General features: G+C 56.8%; 16 protein-coding genes. 15 read left to right on the top strand and 1 reads right to left on the bottom strand.

The annotated features are described in order from the left end of the window. Positions 1-53 precede the first annotated feature (53 nt). The gene (malQ, locus tag HMPREF0577_RS06310; RefSeq protein WP_036342542.1) at positions 54-2,228 is read left to right on the top strand and encodes a 4-alpha-glucanotransferase; all 2,175 of its coding nucleotides are present in this window, start codon (positions 54-56) and stop codon (positions 2,226-2,228) included. A 187-nt stretch (positions 2,229-2,415) separates the two neighbouring features. Then, positions 2,416-4,458, top strand: coding sequence for a hypothetical protein (locus HMPREF0577_RS06305; protein WP_004012934.1), 2,043 nt, complete (start codon positions 2,416-2,418; stop codon positions 4,456-4,458). 65 nt (positions 4,459-4,523) lie between these two features. Here HMPREF0577_RS06305 and pepN read toward each other — a convergent pair whose 3' ends face one another. Further along, entirely contained in the window at positions 4,524-7,094 is a 2,571-nt protein-coding gene (pepN, locus tag HMPREF0577_RS06300) for an aminopeptidase N (RefSeq protein ID WP_004012933.1), read from the bottom strand. Between the two features lie 140 nt (positions 7,095-7,234). Here pepN and HMPREF0577_RS06295 point away from each other — a divergent pair, with 140 nt between their 5' ends. From HMPREF0577_RS06295 to HMPREF0577_RS06230, 13 genes are all read left to right on the top strand, one after another. After that, the gene (locus HMPREF0577_RS06295; RefSeq protein ID WP_004017511.1) at positions 7,235-7,927 is read left to right on the top strand and encodes a hypothetical protein; all 693 of its coding nucleotides are present in this window, start codon (positions 7,235-7,237) and stop codon (positions 7,925-7,927) included. A 107-nt stretch (positions 7,928-8,034) separates the two neighbouring features. Continuing rightward, complete coding sequence (locus tag HMPREF0577_RS06290; RefSeq protein WP_004012931.1) at positions 8,035-10,038, top strand: M13 family metallopeptidase; 2,004 nt, start codon at positions 8,035-8,037, stop codon at positions 10,036-10,038. A 98-nt stretch (positions 10,039-10,136) separates the two neighbouring features. Continuing rightward, entirely contained in the window at positions 10,137-11,714 is a 1,578-nt protein-coding gene (locus HMPREF0577_RS06285) for a bifunctional folylpolyglutamate synthase/dihydrofolate synthase (RefSeq protein WP_004012930.1), read from the top strand. Between the two features lie 129 nt (positions 11,715-11,843). Beyond that, on the top strand, positions 11,844-13,004 hold the full coding sequence (dhaL, locus tag HMPREF0577_RS06280) for a dihydroxyacetone kinase subunit DhaL (protein WP_004012929.1): 1,161 nt from the start codon (positions 11,844-11,846) through the stop codon (positions 13,002-13,004). 174 nt (positions 13,005-13,178) lie between these two features. Continuing rightward, the gene (smc, locus tag HMPREF0577_RS06275; RefSeq protein WP_004012928.1) at positions 13,179-16,778 is read left to right on the top strand and encodes a chromosome segregation protein SMC; all 3,600 of its coding nucleotides are present in this window, start codon (positions 13,179-13,181) and stop codon (positions 16,776-16,778) included. A 991-nt stretch (positions 16,779-17,769) separates the two neighbouring features. After that, positions 17,770-18,912 (top strand): signal recognition particle-docking protein FtsY, encoded by a 1,143-nt coding sequence (ftsY, locus tag HMPREF0577_RS12065; RefSeq protein ID WP_423793745.1) that lies wholly within the window; start codon positions 17,770-17,772, stop codon positions 18,910-18,912. A 91-nt stretch (positions 18,913-19,003) separates the two neighbouring features. Continuing rightward, entirely contained in the window at positions 19,004-20,698 is a 1,695-nt protein-coding gene (ffh, locus tag HMPREF0577_RS06265; protein WP_004012926.1) for a signal recognition particle protein, read from the top strand. A gap of 38 nt (positions 20,699-20,736) precedes the next feature. Then, positions 20,737-21,933 (top strand): amidohydrolase family protein, encoded by a 1,197-nt coding sequence (locus HMPREF0577_RS06260; RefSeq protein WP_004012925.1) that lies wholly within the window; start codon positions 20,737-20,739, stop codon positions 21,931-21,933. Between the two features lie 68 nt (positions 21,934-22,001). Next, positions 22,002-22,310: a hypothetical protein gene (locus HMPREF0577_RS06255; protein ID WP_004012924.1), complete on the top strand. Its 309-nt coding sequence runs from the start codon at positions 22,002-22,004 to the stop codon at positions 22,308-22,310. Between the two features lie 8 nt (positions 22,311-22,318). Further along, complete coding sequence (locus tag HMPREF0577_RS06250; protein WP_004012923.1) at positions 22,319-22,594, top strand: hypothetical protein; 276 nt, start codon at positions 22,319-22,321, stop codon at positions 22,592-22,594. Between the two features lie 24 nt (positions 22,595-22,618). Beyond that, on the top strand, positions 22,619-23,788 hold the full coding sequence (locus HMPREF0577_RS06245) for an Fpg/Nei family DNA glycosylase (protein WP_004012922.1): 1,170 nt from the start codon (positions 22,619-22,621) through the stop codon (positions 23,786-23,788). Between the two features lie 530 nt (positions 23,789-24,318). Further along, positions 24,319-24,618 carry a type II toxin-antitoxin system RelB/DinJ family antitoxin gene (locus HMPREF0577_RS06235; RefSeq protein WP_004012920.1) on the top strand — a complete coding sequence of 100 codons (300 nt, stop codon included), beginning with the start codon at positions 24,319-24,321 and terminating at the stop codon, positions 24,616-24,618. Beyond that, positions 24,602-24,874 carry a type II toxin-antitoxin system RelE family toxin gene (locus tag HMPREF0577_RS06230; protein WP_004012919.1) on the top strand — a complete coding sequence of 91 codons (273 nt, stop codon included), beginning with the start codon at positions 24,602-24,604 and terminating at the stop codon, positions 24,872-24,874. Before HMPREF0577_RS06235 ends, HMPREF0577_RS06230 begins: the two co-directional genes overlap by 17 nt. The last annotated feature ends 155 nt before the right edge of the window (positions 24,875-25,029 follow it).

The raw sequence follows: 25,029 nt of genomic DNA, 5'->3' as shown, positions 1-25,029 counted from the left end.
GTGACGCGATTTTGGGGACACAAACTAGAAAGACAAACAGAGGGCCGTTAACGGTGAGCGAAACAAAACAATACATAGAGGGCTACTTTCCGCAAATCCAAGAGTTGGCGAGGCACTTGGGGGTGGACACGGATTGGTGGGATTTCTCGGGACAGTATCACCAGGTCAACCAGCTCACTTTGCTAAAGGTTCTTGACGCTTTGGGCTACCCCATATACGAACCAGCTGATATTGACCGAGCCTTCGAGAGCTTCGACAAGGATTACTGGCTCGCGGTACTGCCTCAGGGGTGGGTAGTGCGCCAGTCTACCGGAGCCGATATCCCGGTGCATATTCCCGATGGCACCCAGCTGGAAGTTCACTTAGAAACCGAATCTGGCGACATTATTCCTTTGCAGCAAACTGATAAGTGGGTCAACCCTCGCGATTACGGCGATCGACGTATCGGGGAGGCTACTTTCTGGCTGCCTGCAAACACCCCTTTGGGATATCACACCATTAAAGCCCGTACAGTTGAAGGGGAATTCAGCGCGGAAATTGCGGTGGTTCCCGATTGTCTGACCTCCGATGTACTGAAGGACAGGCGTGCGTGGGGGGTGATGGCTCAGCTGTATTCGGTGACTTCACGTGAATCGTGGGGAACCGGTGATTTCGAGGATTTGTCCAGCCTGGTTCGAACTTTCGGTAAGTTCGGGGCAGATTTCTTGTTGACGAATCCGCTGCACGCCAGCGAACCGAATCCGCCAATATCGCCTTCGCCGTATCTGCCGGTGTCACGCCGCTTCCTCAATCCGCTTTATATTCGCCCCGAAAATATCCCTGAATATCATGAATTAGGGCAAGAAGACATGGCGAAGTCCAAGGTTGCTTTCGCGCAAGCCACTAATGACATCGGAGTTACCGACCGCGAGAAACAAATTGACCGCGACCGTTCCTGGAGGGCGAAACGGAAGTCCTTAGAGCTGATTTATAGAGTTCCACGCTCCTCAGTTCGCGAGCAAGCCTTCCAGGATTTCAAGACGGAAAGCGGACAAATCCTGCAAGACTTTGCTTTGTGGTGTGCGATTTACGATCATTTTGGCCCCGCACCTTGGCCCGACGATCTCAAAGACATTCACTCTGCGCGCATCCCGCAGTTACGCCTTGAACTCGCCGAGGACGTGGAATTCCACTGCTGGCTACAGTGGGTGACGCGCACTCAACTTCGCGAGGCGCAAAGTGTCGCGAAACAGTCAGGAATGCAGATTGGAATCATGAATGACCTGGCGGTGGGGGTGCATCGTTGCGGGGCGGCATCCTGGACTTTGCCGGAAGCTTATGTGACAAGCATGTCGGTGGGGGCACCCCCCGATATGTACAACCAACTGGGACAGGATTGGTCGCAGCCTCCGCTCAACCCTCGTTACATGCAGTGCCACGGCTGGGAACCACTGCGCGGTATTATTCGCTCGGCTTTGCGTGACTGTGGGGCTTTGCGTATCGACCATCTGATGGGGTTGTTGCGGCTGTGGTGGATACCACAGGGAGCGAAGCCGAATGAGGGCACCTACGTACGCTACAACCACGAAGCAACGGTCGGGATTCTGCTGCTGGAAGCCACTCGTGCCGGGGCGATTCTTATCGGCGAGGACTTGGGAACCGTCGAGGACTGGGTGCGAGATTACATGGTTTCCCGAGGAATCTTTGGTACTTCGGTGTTGTGGTTTGAAAAGAACCCGGATAATACTTTCCGCCAACCCGACCAGTACCGCGAGATGTGTATGGCTGCCGTAAACACTCATGATTTGCCCCCGACACTGGGATATCTGCGTGCCTATCATCTGGAAGTACAAGACAAATTGGGGATTCTGCCTGTTTCACTCGAGGAAGCTAAGCGGGATTTGGCGGCGGATATCGCGAGTGTCACTCGGGTGTTGTACGACTTGGGATTAGTTGAAAGCCAGACACCGACGGAATGGGAGCTGATTCTTGGTCTGCATCGTTTCATCTGTGCATCTCCCGCTAAGTTGAATGTGATTTCATTAGTTGACGCCGTGGGTGACATCAGGATGCAAAATCAGCCCGGCACCAATAATGAATACCCGAACTGGCGGATTCCCCTGGCGGATTCCCAGGGGCACCCGCTGAAAATCGAAGAACTCGAATATTACGTGGGTGTAAACGAGATTTGCCAGTGCGTCAGGGAAGCCTTGCGGAAAGACCTGCCAAGCGGCAGACACCGTGGGTAAACCCCTTAGGGGTAGGTGGCAAAAGAACTTCCGTACCACAAAGGTATGGGTGCGACTTGAAACGTGTCCCGAGTCGCACCCATATCTGAATGTTGTCTGTATAGCAGCTGAAAGTTTCGGTAATGCGTGTTTTTTGAGGCAAAATATAGCTTAGATATCTAGAAGGGATTCTGAATAGTTTAGCCAAGTGGAAGGAAGCGATGACGTGCCATCCAAAAAGACAACCGATGCGGTGCGTCCCGAACCTGAGACCCGCCAAAAAAGACCCGCAACCAAGGTGAAACGGAGGGGATTCTTTGGCACCTACGTGGCTGCGGGCTGGTACCGGCGCTTTTTGGAATACTTTTTCGTTTCGCTTTTGATTCTATGCGTCGCGGTGTTGACCAAGAGATTGGGACAAGCCGATATCCTGGGTGATCAAGGGCTGGGCAAGAGCCTGAACTCTATCCTGTCTATTGCCGATATTCTCTATCATGTTGGTAATTCTATGGAGTCAAACTATCCACTGATAGTGGCTTTCATACTGGCTTTCGCGGCCGCAAAACGACCTAACTCCGGGGTGGCCTTGGCCGTTTTAGCGGCCTGGTCTGGGTATGCCGGTGCCACCACCGCCCTGTCCCAGTATTTGGCGGGAGCTTCGGCGGGGGCTGTTACTGAGATTGACCTGGGTGTTTTCGGAGGCGTCCTTATCGGTTTCATTACCGCAATTTCCTGGTCTATGTTTCGTTTCCGACGGGTCACTATCTGGGCGCGCATGGTAAGTGGGATTCCCCTGGTGATTGTGATTGCTGCCACAGCTGGGGTGATTTTAGGGATTCTGATGGGGGTATTTTTCCAGATTCTCTACCTGGTAGTAGCAGTCGGAATCGGTTCCGCTATTCTTAATGCCCCCGAGCCAGTGGCCGCCGCTCTCTATGCTTTCCTACACCCCATCGCGGAGGTTACCGGATGGAGTAGCCTGTTGGACATTGCGCCTTTCAAGACTTATGGTTCCTGCCAGGCTCCCAGCGGGGACACGATTAAGGGCTCATATAACTGCTTCATCTACGGGGCGCATCCCCTCGAGGGACAACAGGCTTTGTTCCTAGCGGGAGGATATCCGGTAGTTTGTTTCGGTCTGACCACCCTATTCTTGGTGATTTGGCTGCAGCTTAAAGGGGAAACCCGCCAGTATTGGCGAATCTTGTACCTGCTGGTGGTTATCTCAACTTTCCTAACCGGAGCCGATAAAGTTGGAATTTACCTGCTGGCTTTTGTGGCTCCCGGTTTGCTGGTGGCGCATATGGTGGCGGCGGCGGTTAGCTACGCAGTTACCGCTGTTTTCATGGTTACCATTGGATGGACCGGTGGTCCGGGAGTGGTCGACTTGTTGCGCTGGAGCCAAACCGGTAGTGGAATGCTGATTTTGCTGATTCTGGGAGTGTTTTTCGCAGCCGTATACCTGATTTTCGGTCTGCTTGCGGTGCGGCGGCGCGGTAAGACACTGTTATTTCCTGGGTTTGGGGTTCCCTATATCACTAAACCATTTATGGGTATTCCCAAACCGGACAAGAAACCGGATGCGGCCTTTGGCGAGGCTACCTCGGACGCAACCGAGAAAAAGAATCCGCCCGCCCCCGTCAAAACGGCCGCTCCTAAAATGGCGCCTCATGAATCCGAGCCCAACGCGGCGGGCAACGCCACCAAGGCCGTACGCAACGCTAGCACCCCCGCCGCCCCCGCCGCTGCAAAACCAGAACCTGGTGGCGCAAAACCCACCGAAAGCGTCGCCCCAAACCCAGCTGACAGCATTGCCGTTTCGCGTCCTCCGGCTCCAACTGCGCCCGTGGCGACTCCGGGCAATGCTAGCGCGACGGGATATCCCGCCGCAGGATACGAGCGATACGAGGGATACGAGGGCGCGGCTTACAACATGCCCGGATACCCTTCAGCCGGGGCTTACCCGCCTGAAGGGTATCCGCCCCAAGGCGGGTACCCAATGGCTGGCGGTCGATACTATCCGGATGCGTCGGGTCGCGGCTCTTATCCCGTGGGTACCTATCCGGTAGACGGGCGATATTTCCCGGCGCGCTCCCGTTCCGGTAGCGCCTGGGAAGGGGTGGCGCCTCGGGAAGCGGGCGCAGTCGGACGCGACTCGAACTTCAGCGGCGCAAGTGGTGCAAATGGCGCAAGCGGCGCCAGCGACAGGGGAAAGCCTGCCTCAAGCCGACACAACCGTCCGGTGCCCTAAAAGCCAACCGCGCTTTAATGGCACCGCCGCCACCGCCCGCGTTGTATCACGGAAATCGGTTCGTCCTAGCCCAAATCGCAGGCTTGAGCGCGGGCGATACGCTCGGCGACGGCTTGGTTTTCCTTCATCATCCGTACCAGCGCGGCGGGAGCGTTTTCATGAGTCGCCAGCCAATCGGCGGTCAACTGCAACACATCCACCCCGGTTTCCTCAAAACCAACCAGACCCAGGGGATAGAGTCCCACAATCAGTAACTCGCCAATCTCGTGGGTGCATTTGGTGTAAGTATCAACCAAGGTATCAAAGTAACGCGGGGCATAGGGAGCCAAAATCTGGGGGTTTTTGGCGCGGTTAAACCCAGCAATCAGACCGCCCAACTGGTCGTTAGTCAAAGCCGAATCGGCGTAGGCCAACTCGAATGCCGCTGATTTCTCGCCGGTTTGCGGCAACGCCGCCTTGGCTTCCAAAACTCTTTCGCGCCCGTTAACCGTATCGTCGTTTTTGAGTTCCTCGTTGATGTCAACCACACTGACTTTTCCGGCCGCAGCTAAAGAAATCAATAAATTCCAGCGCATTTCGGCATCCAACACCAAGCCGGTGAGGGTTTCCTTGCCGGTGAACAAGTCGTGGGCGGCTTGGATATCTTCGGGGGATTCTGCCCGCCGTGCTGCTGCCCGCACCAGCTGTAGCTGGGCATCGGACTCGGCCTGGGCGAATCGCGAGAGTCGGCGCAAAGCCGCGCTGATATTGACCGCTACCTCGGGGCGTTTCGAAGGGTGAATGTAGTGTTCGACTGCGGTGTTGAGGTTGCGCAGCATCACGGACATCACCGTGGAGTTCGTTTCCACCAACAGGGCTTGCAACGCAACTTTCACGTATTGACGTGCTGAAATTTCGCCGTCGCGAACCATGTCCCACAACACCGCTAATACCTGAGAGCGCGCCAGGGAATTCTCGAAACAGTCAATGTGTTGACAGGCCAATTCTAGCGAAGCCGAATCTAAACGTACCTTGCCATAGGCCAGGTCTTGGTCGTTGACCAGCAACACGTCGGCGCGTTGGCCGGCAAAACTGGGCAGGTCAATCCCGGCTCCTTCCAAGTCAAATTCCTCGAAATGCTCGGGTATAAACACGCGTTTATCCTCGCGTTGCTCCAGGTTATAGGCTCGCACCACCATGCGTTGGGGACGCAGTGTTGCCCCGGGGGTGAAAATTTCTTGGGTGACGCGTAACTGCTCAATCAGCCCGTCTTGACCCCGTGTGACCTCGGGTTTCAACCAGGTAATCCCGGCTTCCTCCAGCCAGGCCTTTGACCAGGCTCGCAAGTCCTTGCCGGAAGCTTCCTCTAGCTCCGCGAGTAAATCCGCCAAAGTGGCGTTGCTCCACTCGTGTTTAGCTAGGTAACGGCTGATGCCCCGCCGGAAGTTTTCCCAGCCCACATAGGTAACCAGTTGGGACAGTACGCACGCCCCTTTCGCGTAAGTAATCCCGTCGAAGTTAACCTGGACATCTTCGAGGTCATTGATGGGTGCGACTACCGGGTGGGTGGAAGGCAGCTGGTCTTGGTTATAAGCCCAGGCTTTTTCTGAGGCAGAGAAAGTCGTCCAGATATCAGTCCACTTGGTGGCTTCCGCAGTGGCTTTGGTGGACACAAATTCGGCAAAAGACTCGTTTAGCCACAGGTCATTCCACCATTTCATGGTCACCAAGTCACCGAACCACATGTGTGCCAGTTCATGCAAAATAGTTTCTACGCGGCGTTCTACCCGGGTTTGTACCGGGCGGGAACGGAAGACATATTCGTCGCGGAAGGTGACGCAACCGGCGTTTTCCATCGCTCCGGCATTGTATTCGGGCACGAAAATCTGGTCGTATTTACGGAAAGGATAGGGATGTTCGAAAGCCCGTTCGTAAAACGCGAAACCCGCCCGGGTAATGTTCATGATTTCCTCGGCATCTAGGTGTTTGACCATTGAGGCGCGGCAATATACCCCCAGGGGAATTTCGCGGCCATCGGAGCTGACCAGGCTGCCAGTGTGTCCTTCGTAGGGGCCGGCCACAATAGCAGTCAGGTACGAAGAAATCTTTTCGGTGGGGGTGAAGCGGTGTATCGCCGCCGTGCCGTCACCCGTAATCTCGGGTTCGGGGGAGGGCGAGTTGGAAAACACTTTCCAATCCGTCGGCGTGGTTACGGTGAAGGTAAAATCGGCCTTGAGGTCGGGTTGCTCAAACACGGTATAGACCCGGCGGGCATCAGGTACTTCGAACTGGGTGTACACATAGGATTTATTGTCGGCCGGGTCGGTGAAACGGTGCATACCTTCACCGGTGTGCATATAGACACAATCCGCGACCACACGCAAGGTGTTGTGTTCCTGCAAGCCCTCTAAAGCAATGCGGGAATCAGCGTAGGCCGCTAAATCCAGCGCCGTATCATTCAAAGTAATTTCGTGAACCTGCTGGGCTATCAAATCGATAAAGGTAGCAGAGCCCGGACTGGCAGAAAAATCAATCTCTGTGATGGATCGGAAAGTCTGGTCGCCTTGGGTTAAATCGAGGTCTACGCGGTAATGGGCATCGCTGACCAGCGAGGAACGGGTCATGGCTTCTTCGCGCGTAAGGTTCTGTCCTGGCATGCTTACTCCTATCGACTCTAAGATTTATGAAATTAAAACATCTTGTCTATATTTTGCACGTCTCAGCGGGTTAGGTAAAAACGCGGCCAGACAGGCTCATTAATTCACTAAACTGGAGTTATCAATAAGGAGGCTTCCAGATGACGTTTTTCACCCCAATCCGTCTAGTCGGGTCGCTGTGCCGCTCCGAGGCACTGCATTCCGGGCGGCCTCGTCCCCGCCTTCGGCGAAGTCCTTGGGGTGTGCTGTTGCGGGGGCTTTTGGTGGTTGCTTTGGCGGCGGTGTCCCTGTCGGCCTGCAGAGAGGAACCGCCCAAGCAACAGTCCCAATGGAATCAGGCGGTTAAGGCCGCGCCGGCTCCAAAGGGCTGGGTTAACGCTAAAGACGGGGCTTTCCGGGTGAAAATACCCGGCAGTTACCTCGATGCCTACGAGGCTGCAGGTGGCGAGAAGCTCCCCGATGCTCAGGTGATTCTCTCGTTGCCTTCTGCGCAGGCGATACACGGGTATATTCCGGTGTTGGTGATTGACCACGCTAAGGTGACTTCCGACCCGGAACTTGTGAAGAGCACCTTGAAACAGGACACAATCTATAAGGATTTCAAGGATTTCACGGTGTTGACTCCCATTAAGGTCGAGGGGTTGAACGTGCTGGCTATGAAGTGGTACTACACCTATCACGAGGTCGAGATGACTGCGTTTATGACGATGGTGTCGGGCAATAATCATGCCTATGCTTTAAAGCAAGATGTGCCGAATTATGCCTTGGACACCTATCAGCCCATTGTCGAAGCGGTTTTACAGACCTGGACTTGGAACGAGCCGCAAAAGTGAGTGTGTTGGTGGGTCTCGCGGTGGTGATGACGTTGCGGGTGGTGGCGGATTCATGAGGTGCCAGTTCGGCTTCACCCTCGATACACAACGCTGATAGGGTGGAGAGCATGACGAAAAATCCCTTGCTCGGGGCGCTTGACCCCAATGAATTTGATAATAATATCCGCCCTCAAGATGACCTGTACCGTTTTGTCAACGGCAAATGGATAGAGGCCTGCCAGATTCCAGCGGATAAAAGTGCGGACGGTTCGTTCTATGTTTTGACCGAGAACAGCGAGAAACAGGTTCGCGCCATTATCGAAGATTGTGTGGAGGGGAAAATCGCGGGGGAGCTGGCCGGGAAGGTGGCTGCGCTCTATGGCTCGTTTATGGACGAGGCTCAGGTAGAGGCTGATAGTGCCCCCAGTTTGGAGCGTCTCTTTGCGCCGTTGCGGACGGCGAAAACCAAGGGTGATTTGCGTGATTTGTGGGCTAAAACCTGGAAGATGGGCACCTATGATGGGTTTTTCTCGATGGGAATCGACATTGATTTGAATAACCCGGATTGCTATATCAACTATTTTAGCCAAGACGGTATCGGCTTGCCGGAGCGTGCCTATTTCTTAGAAGAAAAACACCGCGAGGTGCTCCAAGCTTACCGGGAACACGTGGGGCGGATGTTTTCTCTCTCGGGGTTCATGAGTAGCGAGTCTCAATCCCAGGCGGCGGGTAACACCGTGGTCGATTTTGAGACAGAAATCGCGCGGCTGCATTGGGATAACGTCAAGACCCGTGACACCGATGCCACCAATAACCCGATGACCTGGGCGGAACTGGCCGCGAAGCTGCCCGTTTTTGATCTCGATGCCTGGCGGGCAGCCTCGCGGCTGCCCGAAAAAATGTTTACCCAGGTAAACGTGGGGATGCCTGATTTCTTTGCGGGTATGGATCAGTTGTGGGCCGAGACTGATTTCGAGACCTTGCGCCTGTGGATGACCTGGCAGGCTCTAAACGGCCAAGTATCCTTGCTTTCAAATGCGTTGGTACAGGCGAACTTCGAGTTTTACGGCAAACGTCTCGCGGGTCGTGAGGTGATTCGTGACCGTTGGAAGCGTGGGGTTTCCCTGGCTTCTTCGGTGATGGGCGAGGCCTTGGGGCAACTCTATGTGGCGCGGCATTTCCCCCCGGATTCCAAGGAAAAAATGTCTCGCCTAGTGGATAACCTGATTGCGGCCTATCGCGAGTCGATTTCTTCTCTAGAGTGGATGGGATCGGAAACCCGCGCGAAAGCCCTAGAGAAACTGAGCCTGTTCACCCCGAAAATCGGGTATCCCGACAAGTGGCGCAATTACGAGAAACTCGATGTTTCGGCTCCCACCTTGGTGGAAAAGGTAGCTTCCGCGAGCCAGTTCGGAACCGATTTCTGGATAGATAAGCTGGGTGGACCGGTGGATCACACGATTTGGCACATGACCCCGCAAACGGTCAACGCCTATTACAATCCCACTGACAACGAGATTGTGTTCCCCGCTGGAATCTTGCAGCCGCCATTTTTCGACCCCCAGGCCGATGATGCGGTGAACTACGGCTCGATTGGGGCGGTTATCGGGCATGAAATCGGGCACGGTTTCGACGACCAGGGGGCCAAATTTGACGGCCACGGCAAGGTTGAAAACTGGTGGACTGAAACCGACTTGAAAGAATTCGAAAAACGAACCCGGGCTCTGATTGCCCAATACGACCAGTATGTGCCCCGGGGCTTGCCCGAAGAATTCCACGTCAACGGTGCTTTGACTATCGGCGAGAATATTGGGGATCTCGGGGGCTTGGATATTGCCTGGAAGGCATATCTGTTGGCGCTCAAAGACCAAGGAATCAACGATCCAGCGGATGCCCCGGTAATCGAGGGCTACACGGGCGCCCAAAGATTCTTTTATTCCTGGGCGCTCAGTTGGCAAAATAAAACCCGGGTGGAAGCCGCGAAACAATTAATCGCTATTGACCCGCATTCTCCCGCCGAGTTCCGCTGTAACGGGGTGGTGGCAAACCTGGACTTGTTTGCCAAGACTTTCGGGCTCAAACCCGGCGATGATTTGTGGATAGAACCCGAGTCGCGCGTCCGTATCTGGTAGTACTATATCCCGGTGACCTGGGGTGGTATCTGATTTGGATTGCTTCGGGCTGACTTGGGTTCATCGCGGGATTTATGATGGTGGTCTAGTATGGGGGAGTGAGTCCAGACCAGAAACCAGCCCCTGCCGGGGAACCGGAAAAGCCCCTCGTGAACGGGCTAGAGATAGACCCGGAGTTGATACCTTACCTGTTGGCCGCGAAAGCACCTCGTGAAGCCGAAACCGACGTGCCCGAGGCCAAACCGCTACGGGACAAAGACGGCGCGAAGCTGAGCGCGGAACAAGACGAAGTCTTGGCCGAGCAGCTTGCCCAGCCACGTCCCAGCGTAAGCCTCGGCCCCGGCACCACCACCAACCCGCAGGCTGCCGCCATCTACCAGTCCCTGTTGGCGCGGCGTGCCGAACACCAGATAGAACCCACTTTGGAGCGGGTCGCGGGGGTTTTGGATTATCTGGGCGACCCCCAAGAGCTGTTCCACTCGGTACATGTCACCGGCACCAACGGGAAAACCTCGACCGCACGAATGATTGAAGCTTTGCTGGGCGTGTTGGGATACCGCACCGGACGGTTTACCTCCCCGCACCTAAGCGACGTGCGGGAAAGAATAGCGATAGACCGTGAACCGATTTCCATCGCAGCCTTTATCGCCGCTTTTGAAGACATCGAGGCACAGCTAGCCCTGTGGGAAAACGCACATCCCGGCTCGCAGCTGTCTTTTTTCGAGGTATTGACCGTAATGGCTTATGCGGCTTTCGCGGATGCCCCGGTACACGTCGCGGTGGTGGAAGTTGGGATGGGAGGACGTTGGGATGCTACCAATGTAATCGACGCAGACACGGCCGTAATCGGGCCAATCAGCCTTGAGCACGAACAGTGGTTGGGCAAAGGATTGACTAATATTGCCACCGAAAAATCTGGGATAATCAAGCGTGGCGCGAATGTGGTAGTGGCGCATCAGCCCGAGGAAGCTTTGGCAGTCATCCAGGCGGCAGCCCGCCGACAAGATGCCACGCTGCGCTATGAAGGACGCGACTTCGAGGTATTGGGTCGCGTGGCGGCCGTCGGCGGCCAGATTTTAACGATTCGCACCCCCGCCGCGACTTATCAAGATATTTTCTTGCCGCTATTCGGGGCATTTCAAGCCCAAAACGCGGCGATGGCTTTGACTGCGGTGGAAGCCCAGCTGGGCGGGCAGGCACTTGACGGGGAATCAGTAGCACAGGCTTTTGCAGAGGTGTCTTCGCCGGGCCGCCTGGAAGTGCTGCATTCTTCTCCGATGATTGTGGCTGATGCTGGGCATAATCCCGGGGCGGTACAAGCCTTGGCGCAGGCCGTAGCGGAAGACCTGCGGTGGGAACATACGGTGGGAATATACTCGGCCATGGCCGATAAAGACATTGAAACTGTTTTGGGGATTATGGAACCCGTTCTAGGCGAGGTGGTGGTGACCCCGATGCCAGGGTCGCGGGCCGCCTCCCTGGAGACTTTGCAAAGCATTGCTGAAGACGTGTTTGGCTCCGACCGGGTTATCGTCGCCGACACTATGGCTGAGGCCATCGCCAAGGCTGGCGAGATTGATGATCTCCAGCAGGCACCCCCCGGAACTAGCGGGGTTTTGGTGTTCGGATCGGTGGTTTTGAGTGGGATGGCTCGCATGGTACTGAACCGCGACTAAGAACGGTCGCGACCAGTAGAATAGGTATGACGCGGATTTAGCGGTGAGGGCGGCTCGGCAATGGCACCTCATGAAGCCGGAAAACGTAACCGTAAAACGTAACCGGTAGGCAAACAGAAAGGAGTGCGCATGGGTTTGACGACCAGATGGGTACTTAACTGGATTGCTGCTGCGGCGCGGAATTTTCGCGAAAAACAGGCGTATTTGACGGATTTAGACGTAGTAATCGGCGATGGGGATCACGGTGAAAACTTGGCGCGGGGGTTTTCGGCGGTAGAAGAAAAACTTTCTAACTATGAAATCAGTACCCCACGTAAAGCCCTGCATACCACTGGGACGGTACTGTTGGCGGCTGTCGGGGGTGCCTCTGGGCCGCTGTTGGGAACGGCTTTTTTGCGAGCCGCTAAAGCTATTCCCAAGGAAGCCACCGAAATTGACCCGCAGAGCCTGGCGATGATGCTGGTCAAGGCGGCGGAGGGCATTGCAGAGCGCGGCGGAGCCGAACCGGGGGGTAAAACCATGCTGGATGCTTGGTATCCAGCGGCAACCAACGCGGCGGCGGCTTTGACTAAGGGTTCGGATTGTGCCGAGATTTTGCGTGTCGCGGCGGCGGCAGCGGCCAATGGGGCACAAAGCACCTTGTCGATGACCGCCGAGAAGGGTCGCGCTTCGCTGCTAGGGGAGCGTTCGATTGGGCACCTTGATCCCGGGGCGATTTCCACTTCCTGGATTCTCGAGTCTGCCGCTGCTACAGCGCAGAGCTTTGAAAACCACGGTTCCTTGGAGGCTGGCGTAAAAACGGGTTTGCCGGGGGGTGCGAGTAGGCCGTCCCATCTGGCTCAAGACGTGTTAAAGAGCCTGGAGGTACAGATTCCCCTCGAGACTGGTTCTGAGGCGGCGTCCACAGCAGCGGTGGCGCAGTCGGGTTTCGCCCCGTCGGGGGTGGATTCGGGTTCATTAGGTGCCAGCGCGGAAGCTGGCGGGATTAGGAAACCCGGACTGGCCACAGTTTCAAATATACGTCCACCGAGCTCGATGGCACCTCGTGAAACCGAGCATCAAAGCCCGGCCACAATCCCAGCCGCGTCGGTAAACGCCCCAACTGTACCCGCTGCGCCAGCGGTTTCCGGGAACCTAGCCACCCAGGCCGAATCGTTCCAAAGCGCGGCCTTGCGGTTGCTGGGCGAGGATAGCGCGCAGTCCGAGGATGTGAAAGCTGGAGCCCAGATAGCCTCGGCCTTGGGAATTGACTTGGCGGTGGAAAACGCGGCGGAATCAGCAGTGTCCTGATGAGGCAGTATCCTGATGGGATTAGGGACATACGGTATTCTCGATTAGAGACCGCAGGTGAGCTATTCACGTTTGGGAATCACTGGGGTGACAGCATGGTTTAGGCAATCCGGGCTTGGAAAAGCTAAACCAGGAAAATAGGGCAAGGCCTGTCAACTAGGTTAGAGTAAATGCGTGTATCTTAAAAACCTGACCTTGAAAGGCTTTAAGTCTTTCGCTAACACGGTTCACATGTCCCTGGAACCGGGTGTGACCTGTGTGGTCGGTCCCAACGGGTCGGGTAAGTCCAATGTGGTGGATGCCCTGGCCTGGGTGATGGGCGAACAGGGGGCAAAGAACCTGCGCGGCGGGCAGATGTCGGATGTGATTTTTGCCGGCACCAAAACCAAGGCACCCCTGGGGCGCGCGGAAGTCCAGCTGACCGTGGATAACACCGACGGGGCGTTGCCGATTGAATACTCCGAGGTGACGATTTCGCGCACCATGTTTCGTTCGGGGGGCTCAGAATACGCCATCAACGGCACCCCGGTGCGTTTGCTCGATATTCAAGAGTTGCTTTCTGACACCGGGATGGGAAGGCAAATGCACGTCATTGTGGGTCAGGGACAGTTAGATACTGTGCTGTCGGCCTCGGAGGCGGAACGGCGGGCTTTTGTAGAAGAGGCTGCGGGAGTGTTGAAACACCGGCAGCGCAAGGATCGAGCCTTGCGGAAACTGGAAAGTTTGGCGGTAAACCTATCTCGGGTTCAAGACTTGACCAATGATGTGGGCAAGCGCCTGGGACCTTTGGGGAAACAGGCCGAAGCGGCTCGGAAAGCCGCCCGGGTACAAGCCGAGCTCAGTGACGCTACGGCGCGACTGTTGGCCGATTCTGTGTCGCAATACCGGGAAAAGGCTCAGAGTCAAACCACTTCCAAGGCGCAAATCGCGGCACACATCCAGGAAGTTGAAACTAAGATTGCGGCGCTGAACCAGAAACTCTCGGCGGTGAAAATCACGTTTGACCAGGTGGTTCCGGATTTGGAAAATCTGACTCAGACTTGGGCGGAACTAAATCAGGTGGCGGAACGTTTGGATTCTCTAGGTAATCAGGCGGCCGAGCGCGTCAAGGCTTTGGATACCGCCGCTGATGTGGCGCAAAACCACCAGGTGGATACCAGTGAACTAGAGGAGCGCCTGGCTCAAACCCTATCCGATATAGCGGCAGCTCAGGCTCTGGTGGAAACCCGACAGAAGGAAGTCGCGGCCAGTATCGAGGCGGAAAACACCGCTAAAATCGCGGAACTGGAGGTGCGCAAGAGCATTGAATCCATCCAGCGGGCACGAGCTGACCGGCGGGAAGCCCTGGAAAGGCTGCGCGGGATAGTAGCCACCGCTACGTCTTTAGCTGAAGAATCCACCCAGAAAATTGCGCGGCTAGAGGAAAGCCGGCGGGAAACCCAGCAGCGGGCAGCGGCGGCGGCCGCCGAACTTGCCGAAATCTCTGACACTGTTCCGAATCCTCAGCAGGGTGAGAATCCGCTGGTTAAAGCGGAAGAGGCCGTGGCGGGCAAAGTGGCCACCACCGAGTCGCAAGTAGCAGAGCTGCGTACTACCTTGGCCAGTGCTCAGGCCGATGCGGCGCGCTGGGCGGCACGTCGCGAGGTGCTGGCGGGAACCTTGAAACCCCAAGATGCCGGGCAAGCGGTGCTAGCGGCAGATTTGAGCGGGATTCAAGGTAGTTTGCCGGAAGCTCTGGTGGTGCAAGACGGGTGGGAGGAAGCTATCGGGGCTGTGTTCGGAGCTTGGTCTGGGGCGTTATTGGCCAACGGGATAGAGGAGGCCGCCGACACGATTCGTTTTGTGCGTGAACACGAATCCGGGCAGCTGCACCTGCTGGTGGCCAATCCGGGGGGTGCGAGTTGCTTGGGGAACCCGAGCGACTCGCCATCAGAAAACCGTGAACCCCCCGGGAAACTGCCCGAAGGGGCACACTGGGCCGTCGATTTGGTGGCGGCGCATCCCGGACAGAAACTGCCCCGGGTCGTCACCCAGTTGTTGTCTGGGGTGGTGGCCTGTGCCGATTTGGGAACCGCCCGGGAGCTGGTGGGCGCTGGCCAGGCGACGGTCGCCGTTACCCAGGTGGGGGATTATTTGTCTACTACCCGGGTGCTGGGGGGTGGCGATCCCCAGGCTGGTATTTTGCGTCGCGCCACAGAGTTCAATGAGGCTAGCGAGGAATCCGAGTTAGCAACTCGTGAAGTCGACAAACTTAACGCGAGCCTGGAGAAATCCAAAACCAACTTGCGCGATTTGAAAACCCAACACCAGCAGCTAGTCGCCGAGCTTAAAGCCCAAGATGCCCAGATGGCCGCCGCTGCCGCCAAAGTCGCTGCCGCGAAGGCTCGTCAAGCCACTGTTGGGGCCGAGGCTGAACGGGTGGCTAAGGATATCGCCGCTGCCCGCGAGGAAGCAGCCAAACGTCAAGAAAAACTCGCGGCGGCACAGGCCGAACTGGAGGCGGCGCAGTCCCAGTCGGGACAGTCTGAGGAAACCCAAATCGGCGAGTTGGAAACCGCTTTAACCCAGGCAATCGCGGGGGTATCAGCCGCGCAAAGCGCCAAGGCTAATGCGGTTATCGAGTCGAGTCGAGCCACTGATTCCCTGCAATCCCTGGAATCACGAGCCGAGTCTTTGCGGCGAAATATCGGCAAGGAAAAAGCGGCCGCTGCGGCAGCGGCATCGGCGGCGCGGCTGCGCGAAAAGCGCCGGCACCGTGCCGAATACGTGCTGAGGCAGTCGCAGGTCGCCAGTGAACTGGCTCATGCGGCTGGTGCCGCTGCCGCCGCCCAACGGGAAGTGGCGCAAAACAACCGGGAAAGCCTTAATCAAGAAATCGAGATGCTGCGGGCGAATCTGGATGATTTACAACGTCAACGCGGGGAACTTAATGATGCCTCGCTCCAAGATCAGCTGAAATTGACCGAGGTAAATGCGAAACTGGAATCCCTGCTGGAAAAAGCCCAGAATGAATGCGGCCTGGACGAAGACACCTTGATATCCGAGTTTGGGCCGCACAATCTAGTGCCGGTTTTTGACGAGTCCGGCGAAACTGTGGAACATGTACCCTATGTGCGCGAGGAACAGGTGGCGCGTAAAAGCAAAGCCGCTGCCGAGTTGAAGCGCATCGGCAAGGTTAATCCCCTGGCTCTAGAAGAGCATGCCGCTTTGGTGGCGCGCCACCAGTTCTTGGCTGATCAATTGGCTGACCTTAAGAAGTCTCGCAATGACCTGTTGGATGTGGTAGCTGAGGTAGACCGCCAGGTGGTAGAGGTTTTCGGGGCGGCTTTTACCGATGTGGCGGCGGCTTTCACCAAGATTTTCGAAGTGTTATTCCCCGGTGGTGAAGGGCGCCTGGAACTGACTGACGCGAAAGACCTGTTGAATACGGGGATTGACATTCACGCGCGTCCCGCCGGGAAGAATGTGAAACGCATGAGTCTGTTGTCCGGCGGCGAGCGTTCCCTGGCGGCTTTAGCGTTCTTGTTTGCGATTTTCCAGGCACGCCCCTCGCCGTTTTATGTGCTCGACGAGGTCGAAGCGGCTCTGGACGATGTGAACCTTTCGCGTTTACTGGGAGTCTTTGAGATTCTACGGCAAAATTCTCAGCTGATTATCATCACCCACCATAAGCGCACCATGGAGATTGCGGATGCGCTCTATGGGGTGACGATGCGGGATGGTACCACTACGGTTATATCTCAACGCTTGGCGTCGCCTCATGAAAAGGGATAAGTGCGGGCAGGGTAAATAAACCGGAATGGTTTGCAATACTGAGAAACTTCAGTAAATGCCAAAAAATGGCCGTGAAAATACGGGGAAAGTCGGAAGCTTGGTGGGTTTGAGATAGAATAGGGAGCGGGGACGTGGCCATTAGGCGGCCTGCTTATCCCTGGAGTTAAATCCCTTGAAAAACATAGCGACGGGCATAAAGATGGATGTAGCGGCGGTATTGATTGATAATATGAATGGGACTGGCGGTTATACAGATCCTCTTATTTTTGCCATCCCCGTTACTCTGGTGGTAATCGTTATCCTTATCGTCATCAGTGCTACCAAGATTGATTCTCAACAAACTCGGATTCGCAATGAAGACCGGTTGCTTGATACCTTAGAGCGGATTCGCCGGGAAAATATGGAGCCGGTGGATGCTGATTTGGAAATTGAATCCGAACCGCAGTCGCATTCCGGTGAAAATATTGGACTGTTCATGGGGGGATTATCCGGGGAGTCCAAGTCCCTGACCAGTTCGTCGATAGCGATTACCGGATTCGGGACGGTGCCGGAGGATTCGCGGAAAGACACGACGAACCTCGACCGGGAGTCTTCGACGGCGGGCGGGGAATTCCCCGAGGCAACCTCGCGTTTTGATTTTGAAGATGACGACGACGATTTCGAGGTTGAAGCCGAGCCAGTCAAGCCGCCCAATGCAGTGTGCGATCCCGATGGGTTGTGTTTCTTTCCGTTGGCTGGCCAGAGTGTGGAAGAAGCGCGCTACATTGCGCGTGCCAAGCGTGACGGCACCTATGTTAAGGGTCAGACCGAGGCTGAAGCTGCGGCGCTTTCCCCCGATTCGTCCGAGGCCGCGCCGGAGCCTGAGTTGAGCGCATCGGTCGCGGTGGGTGCATCGGTTGCGGATGATTCCGTTCATGAGGTGCCATCCGAAGACAGCGCGGAAACTATCGAGGAACCAGCCGAGATTTCGCCAGTCGAGCCGGCCGCTGGGATGGCACCTCGTGAAGAGGAAACCCCAGTGGAAACCCCAACGGAACCCACAGGCGCGACCGAGGAACCGGCGGATGTGGCTGAAAACGCGAGCGAGGAACCGGCGGATGTGGCTGAAAACGCGAGCGAGGAACCGGCGGAAGCGCAACCCGAGGAAACGGGCACGGACAGCCCCGAACCGACCGCCACGGAAGAACCCCTGGACAAACCTGAGTCTAAGACCTCGCGACTGCGCCGGTTGAAAGAACGCCTGGCGGGCAAGGGCAAATTCGGCCGCGCAATACTGGGGGTACTCAGTCGTGCTGACCTGGAGGAATCCGACTGGGAGGCCTTGGAAGACGAGCTACTTTCGGCCGACTTCGGGGTGGAAGCCACGCTGGAACTGATTGAAAAGCTGAAGACCAAACAGAAAGTTATCGGAACCAAGAGCGCCAAGGAAGTGCGGCGCATGGCCAAACGGATGATTGGGGATTTCCTGGATCGTCACGCCAACCGAGATCTGAACCTAGACGTTCCGGAAGGCCACGAAGGAAACACCGTGGGTGTCCTGATAGTGGGGGTCAACGGGGGTGGCAAAACCACCACGGTTGGGAAACTGGCGCGTTTCTTGGTGGCCAACCGCAAGTCGGTGGTTTTGGGTGCAGCTGATACCTTCCGTGCCGCCGCCGGGGAACAGCTGGAAACTTGGGGCAGCCACGTGGGCGTGCCAGTGATTCGCTCCGAGAAAGACAAAGCCGACCCTGCCTCGGTGGCTTTCGATGCCGCTAAAGCCGCCCGGGATAACAGCGCGGATGTGGTGCTGATAGACACTGCCGGGCGTTTGCAGAACAAAGCCGGACTGATGGACGAGTTGGGTAAAATCAAACGGGTGGCCGAAAAACAGGTTCCCATCACCGAAGTGTTGTTGGTGATTGATGCTACCACCGGGCAAAATGCCTTGTCCCAGGCCAAGATTTTCACTGAAGCGGTGGGGGTTACGGGCATTGTACTGACCAAACTGGATGGTTCGGCCAAAGGTGGGGTTGTGGTGGCTTTGCAGCGCGAACTGGGAATTCCCGTGAAACTGGTGGGCTTGGGTGAAGGGCCAGATGACCTGGCGCCGTTTGTGCCCGGGGATTTCTCGGATGCCCTGTTGGATGCATAGCCCATACTTTGGTGTCTCGGTTCAACGCCGAAGCTTACTAAGAATCGGGGTGTATTTGTCTGTTTTGCGGCGTGCCTAATAGAATCGAAAGGTGTTTAACAAACTGCAAGACCGTATCGCTGATTCCTTTAAGCATCTTCGTAAGAAAGGCAAACTCAGCGAAACCGATGTAGACCAGACCGTAGGCGAGATTCGCCGTGCCCTGCTCGAAGCCGATGTGGCCTTGGAAGTCGTCAAGGATTTCACCGCCCAGGTTAAAGAAAAGGCTTATGGTGCGGCTCGTTCCGAGGCACTGAATCCTGCCCAACAGATTGTCAAGATTATCAATGACGAGCTGGTAGAAATTCTGGGTGGGGAAGCCCGCGAGCTGCACTTTGTCAAGCCTGGCAAAGGCCCGACAGTTTTTATGCTGGTGGGTTTGCAGGGCGCCGGTAAAACCACGCTGGCCGGCAAGCTCGGCAAGTGGTTGGGTAAGCAAGACAAAAAAACCCTGCTGGTGGCCGCCGATTTGCAGCGTCCCAATGCGGTGACCCAGCTCCAGATTGTCGGCGAACAAGCCGGGGTGAGTGTATTTGCCCCCGAACCAGGCAATGGGGTGGGCGACCCGGTGGATGTGGCCAGGCGCGGCTTGGCTTTGGCTACCGGTTCCGGCTATGACGTGATGATTGTGGATACCGCCGGGCGCCTGGGCGTGGACGAGAAGCTAATGGCGCAAGCCCGCGCTATCCGCGACGAAGTTCAACCTGAAGAGGTTCTCTTTGTACTCGATGCCATGATTGGTCAAGACGCGGTGCGCACCGCGCGCGCCTTCCAAGAGGGCGTGGATTTCACCGGGGTGGTGCTGTCCAAGTTGGATGGCGATGCTCGCGGCGGCGCGGCACTGTCGGTGCGTGGGGTGACCGGCAAACCGGTGTTGTTTGCTTCCACCGGCGAGGGTTTGGATGACTTTGAGCGTTTCCACGCCGATCGCATGGCTTCACGCATCCTTGATATGGGCGATATGTTGTCTTTGATTGAAAAGGCACAGGAAGCCTTTGATATGGAACAAGCCCAAAAGATGGCTGGCAAAATCCAGTCTGGGCAACTGACGCTCGATGACTTTTTGGCGCAACTGCAACAAATCCGCAAACTCGGTTCCATGAAGAAACTGTTGGGGATGATGCCCGGGGCGGGCAAAATTCGTGAACAACTCGACCAGTTCGATGAACGCGAAGTTGACCGTATCGAGGCGATTGTGCGATCTATGACCCCGGCGGAACGCCAAGACTTGAAGCTCCTTAACGGCTCGCGCCGCGCTCGGATTGCGGCGGGTTCTGGCACCACGGTGGCCGATGTGAACGGCCTGGTACAACGCTTCGAGATGGCACAGAAAATGATGGGGGGCATGGCTGGAATGGCCGGCGTCGGCGGCGAAGACGGCATGGGAATGATGCCGGGCTTCGGGCGGATGCCGGGGATGGGCAAGCATTCCAAGGCCAAGCAGCAAGCCAAGAGCGGCAAGAAATCCAAGGCACAGCGCAAAGCCAAGTCTGGTAATCCCGCCAAGGCGGCTCGTCAGGCTCGTGAGGCCTTGCAGCAGCGTGGGGTGGGGGGCGCGGCGTTGCCGCCTGCCTTGGAAGCCGGTGCTCCCGGTGTCGGCGGTCTGCCCGGTCTCGGCGGGGGCCTCGGCGGGGGTGCGGGTGCCGCAATGGGCGCGGGTGCTCCCGGAAAGTCCGCCGACGGGCAACCGGCTCTGACGGTGGACGACTTGCCCGATGACATTAAGCGCATGTTGGATGGCATGTAGGCTCGCCTGGGCGTGTGCTGGGGTGTGTTTCGTCGTCATTGGGGGGTGTCGGGTTCATGAGTGGCCATTTGAAATTTACCGGTTCTTTCCTGTGGCGGGATTCCCCGGCGGGGGATACGGGCAACGGAAATGATGGCGGTAGCGGCAAGGCGTTGCTGCCCGCTACCTGGGTTGATGGCAGTCTTTATGTCCACCACGGGGTGGTCAGCCGCCACCCCGAAGCTGGCCTGACTTACCGCGAGATTCGCGGCTGGGCTGTTCCCGGTTTGGTCGATGTGCATTGCCATGTCGGTCTGGGTTCATCCGGTCCGGTGGATCGCGACACCCAAGAAGCCCAAGCCCGAGCCGACCGGGATGTGGGGGTGCTCTTGATTCGCGATTGCGGCGCGCCCGTGGACACGCGTTGGATAAACGAGCGTCCCGAGTTGCCGCGTATCATTCACTGTGGGGCGCACTTGGCGCGCCCGAAACGATACTTGCGCTACTTTGGGTTGGAGCTGGAAAACCCCCACGACCTGCCCGCCGAGGTGGCTCGCCAGACCGCGCGGGGTGACGGCTGGGTGAAAATCGTGGGGGATTGGATAGACCGGGCGGATGGTGCGGATTCAGATTTGCGCCCCCTGTGGGATGGGCGGATTTTGCGTGACGCGGTGCAAGCCGCTCATGAACACGGCGCCCGGGTAACCGTCCACACCTTTGCCCGGGCGACCATAGACGACTTGCTGGATGCGGGAGTGGACTGTATAGAACATGGCACCGGCATGGATTCTGACCACATAGCGGAGGCCGCGCGGCGCGGCGTTCCCGTCACCCCGACTATGTTGCAGATTGCGCGTTTTGCGGATTTTGCCGCCCAAGCCGGCGCGAAATACCCGGTGTACGCGGCGACCATGAGCGCCATGCACCAGCGCAATATCGAACACCAGGCGAGTTTGCTGGCGGCCGGAGTGCAATTATTGCCCGGTACCGATGCGGGGGGATACCAGGCGCATGGGTCGCTGCCCACCGAGCTCGCACGCTGGCTGAACCTAGGCTTGCGGCCGGCGGAAATCGTGGATTTAGCGACTTGGCGGGCGCGCGATTTCCTGGGTGTGCCAGTGCTATCCGAGGGTGCCCCGGCTGACCTGGTGGTCTATCCGTGCGACCCGCGCGCAGACATCGCGGTGCTCGCTCGCCCCGCCCTGGTGGTGCTGCGCGGCGAGCCCGTGGCCGGTGCCCGGGTGACGGAACTGTAAGTTTCGCGCCGCATCGCAGGACTATCTTGCTAAATCGCGATTCTCCACTAACCTAGTCCCGATTAATTATGCAGTTTATTACCTTTAAGGAAATATTTAACATATGGGTGTGGGTGTATTTTTCCACTAAGGGATGCCGTGTCCAGGACTTCGAGATAGTAAAATCCAGTCTCGGTTATTTCCGGGTACAAACTCGGGAACAGGCTCTCTTGGATTTAGTGTCTCGCCCGGATTGGGGGCTAGCCCCTCATGAAGCCCTAAACGCAGCACGAGCGTTACTGGCACACGTGAATCGCGCCAAAACAACGGAACTCGCTCAAACCCAGAAACTACAATCCCTGTGGAACCAGTTCCTCTCGCAACCGCTAATAGTGTGACTCCCCGCGTGTACAGTTTCGAATCAATTTCTATACGTATCCAGCTGTGGGACTCCACAAACTCCGAGACAGCCAGGATTTACGCTAAACTTGAGCCGAGTGGTAAACCTCCCACTAGGCTGACTCTGCCGCGTAAGACACCCAGTATTCAAGAATGGGAGGCGGCTTTGGCGCACCAATGCGATTTGCGAATCCAACCGAGCGAAGCCTGGGAAACCGTGGTTGGCGCGTGGGAAAAAGCCAGCCATTTGGACTCCGTAGCTTTGAGTCTGAGAACTATATAAACGAGCCACGGGGGAGGTGCAAATATGCCGGAGGGACACTCGATTCATCGTTTGGCCGGGCAGTTTAGGGTCTTGCTGGGCGGCCAGGTGCTGAGTGCGTCTTCGCCCCAGGGACGTTTCGCGGCGGGTGCCACCCGGCTTGACGGCCAGCGTTTGGTAGCGGTGCGGGTGCACGGGAAGCACCTGTTTTTGGGTTTTGCCCCGGCCGACCTGAAGGTTGCGTCTGTGGTTGCGGTTACGGAGGGGGGTTCACGAGGCGCCATTTCCGAGGATGCTCTCACCTGGTTGCATGTGCATCTGGGGATTTACGGTTCCTGGCGTTTCACCGGGGATGCGGTGTTTCACGAGCCATTGCACTGGTTACTCCCGGAGTCGGAAAATCAGGAGGACAATCGGCCAGATATCGAAGCGCAACAAACTTCGCACGACGCCAAACCGGGTTCCAGCCTGGATACGGATGCGGAATCGGGTTCCGGCCTCGAAGTGACCTTGGTGGATTCTGGGGAAAACGTCACTATCCGCGAGATTCCCGCCCATACTCGTGCTGATGGCTCGGCTTTCGCCCCCCACGAGCACTTTGCCGATCGCTGGTTTTTGATGCCCGGCCAGTTCAGAGTCTTTGCGCCAGTGGGCACCGTGCGCTTGCGCCTCATGAACCCGCATGGCGTGGCTGATCTCAGCGGACCAAACCGCTGTGAGCTGCTCGATTGGGCGCAAACCCGAGCGATTGCGGCGCGGCTCGGGCCCGACCCGTTGCGCCCGGATGCCCAGTTCGCGGATTTCGTGGCACGCGCCGGGCGGCGAAGCAAGGGCATCGGTGAGGCCTTGATGGATCAAAACGTGGCGGCCGGGGTGGGTAATATTTACCGCGCCGAGGCGCTATTTGCGGCGCGGTTGAGTCCCTTTGTTCCCGCCCGCGAAGTCAGCGAGCGTAAACTGCGCCGGGTGTGGGACTGGTTGGTGGAATACATGGCGCGTGGAGTGGAATCGGGGCGGGTGACCACGCTTGCCCCCCGGGACGCGGCGGATTTCGCCACGTGCCAGGCCGGGGCGGGAGGGAAAATTCAGGCCGTTGACCAGCGCTATTACGTCTATCAGCGCGACGGTCGCCCCTGTGTACGTTGCGGCGCGACGGTGCGCCTGGCGGTCGTGGGTGGGCGAAAACTGTACTGGTGCCCGCGTTGTCAGCGCTAACAATCTGTGGACATTTAGTGTTCGCCCAGAGTGAACGCATCAACTGGTAAAGCCCGTGACCTGTGCTTTTGTCTGGCGGGGTTTTTCTTCCTGCTCGCTAAATGTCCGTAGGTCTTCCTCGTCTTCATGAGGTGCCATCCCAAATCCTTGTTTTTCTGGAAATGGCAGAAATTTGTGAAAAAATGGGGGTGGGGCTTCATATATTTGAGCCTAACCCTCAAATTCTCCCAAATTTCTGCCATCCACCGTATGGCCCGGGGTGATCGGAAGTCTTGGTTGCGTGGATTTTAACTCATTTAACCCAGATTAGATGCCTTGTAATGCTTGTAGATTGTGTATAATATCTGTATGTTGGTTTTGGTTCGAACAGCGGGTTGATTCATGGGCAGAGGCAAGGACGCGTCTTCCCGGTATTGGTGGCTGACTGGTTTCCCGTCGTGGAATCCCGATGGGAGTCTTCCCATGCCGCACCGATTGCTATCTATGCGATATACTAAAGCTAACATTCGGGTAGGAGGGGGGTAAGAATAGTGTCCACTGCAGCCGATACCATCGTAAAAGACCAAGTTGTCGTACGTGTTCCGCGTGAGGTCAAAAAGCGCGCCGAGGCGGCCTGCAAAGCCATGGGTCTGCCCATGTCCAGCGCCATTACGGGGTTTTTGCGCTACGTTGGTGACGAGCGGCGTATTCCTTTCGAATTCGCCGCGCCGGCGGAGTCCCGCGAAGCGTACTTTCGTTCACTCCGGCAGGATTCCGCTGACTACCGCGCCGGAATACTTGACACCGTCAGTCTCGAAGAAATGAAGGCTCTCTATGGCTTGGAGGATTGATTTCACCAAGCGGGCAGCCAAAGAACTGCGGAAACTCAAGAAAACTGACCCGCAAGCAGGTGAAAAAATCATCCTTGAACTCGAAGCGATCACCAGGCTAAGCAATCCTCGTTCGCGCGGTAAAGCCATGACCGGGAACTATTCGGGTTACTGGCGTTACCGGGTAGGAGATTACCGCGTCATCTGCGACATTGTGGACGAGAGACTGCTCATCCTAGCCGTAGATTTGGGACACCGCCGAGAAATCTACAAATAGCGACGTTCTGCTGCCAATGCTGGTGCCGTCTTCATGAGGTGCCATCTGAAATCCTTGTTTTTCTGCCATCCACCGCATGACCCGGGTCAATCGAAAATCACAGTTACGTGGATTTAATCCGTTTAACCTAAGTTAGATGCTTTAATATGTTTGTA

Origin of the sequence: Mobiluncus mulieris ATCC 35243, assembly GCF_000160615.1 — a bacterium.
Lineage (GTDB): Bacteria > Actinomycetota > Actinomycetes > Actinomycetales > Actinomycetaceae > Mobiluncus > Mobiluncus mulieris.
The sequence above is the reverse complement of the archived record's forward strand: the minus strand, read 5'-3'. Positions and strand labels throughout refer to the sequence as shown.

What these genes read in the sequence shown, in the direction of transcription:
- pepN (WP_004012933.1), bottom strand. Translation starts at nt 7,094, where the DNA reads ATGCCAGGACAGAACCTTACGCGCGAAGAAGCCATGACCCGTTCCTCG.
- HMPREF0577_RS06295 (WP_004017511.1), top strand. Translation starts at nt 7,235, where the DNA reads ATGACGTTTTTCACCCCAATCCGTCTAGTCGGGTCGCTGTGCCGCTCC.
- HMPREF0577_RS06290 (WP_004012931.1), top strand. Translation starts at nt 8,035, where the DNA reads ATGACGAAAAATCCCTTGCTCGGGGCGCTTGACCCCAATGAATTTGAT.
- dhaL (WP_004012929.1), top strand. Translation starts at nt 11,844, where the DNA reads ATGGGTTTGACGACCAGATGGGTACTTAACTGGATTGCTGCTGCGGCG.
- ftsY (WP_423793745.1), top strand. Translation starts at nt 17,770, where the DNA reads ATGGCACCTCGTGAAGAGGAAACCCCAGTGGAAACCCCAACGGAACCC.
- HMPREF0577_RS06255 (WP_004012924.1), top strand. Translation starts at nt 22,002, where the DNA reads ATGCAGTTTATTACCTTTAAGGAAATATTTAACATATGGGTGTGGGTG.
- HMPREF0577_RS06245 (WP_004012922.1), top strand. Translation starts at nt 22,619, where the DNA reads ATGCCGGAGGGACACTCGATTCATCGTTTGGCCGGGCAGTTTAGGGTC.
- HMPREF0577_RS06230 (WP_004012919.1), top strand. Translation starts at nt 24,602, where the DNA reads ATGGCTTGGAGGATTGATTTCACCAAGCGGGCAGCCAAAGAACTGCGG.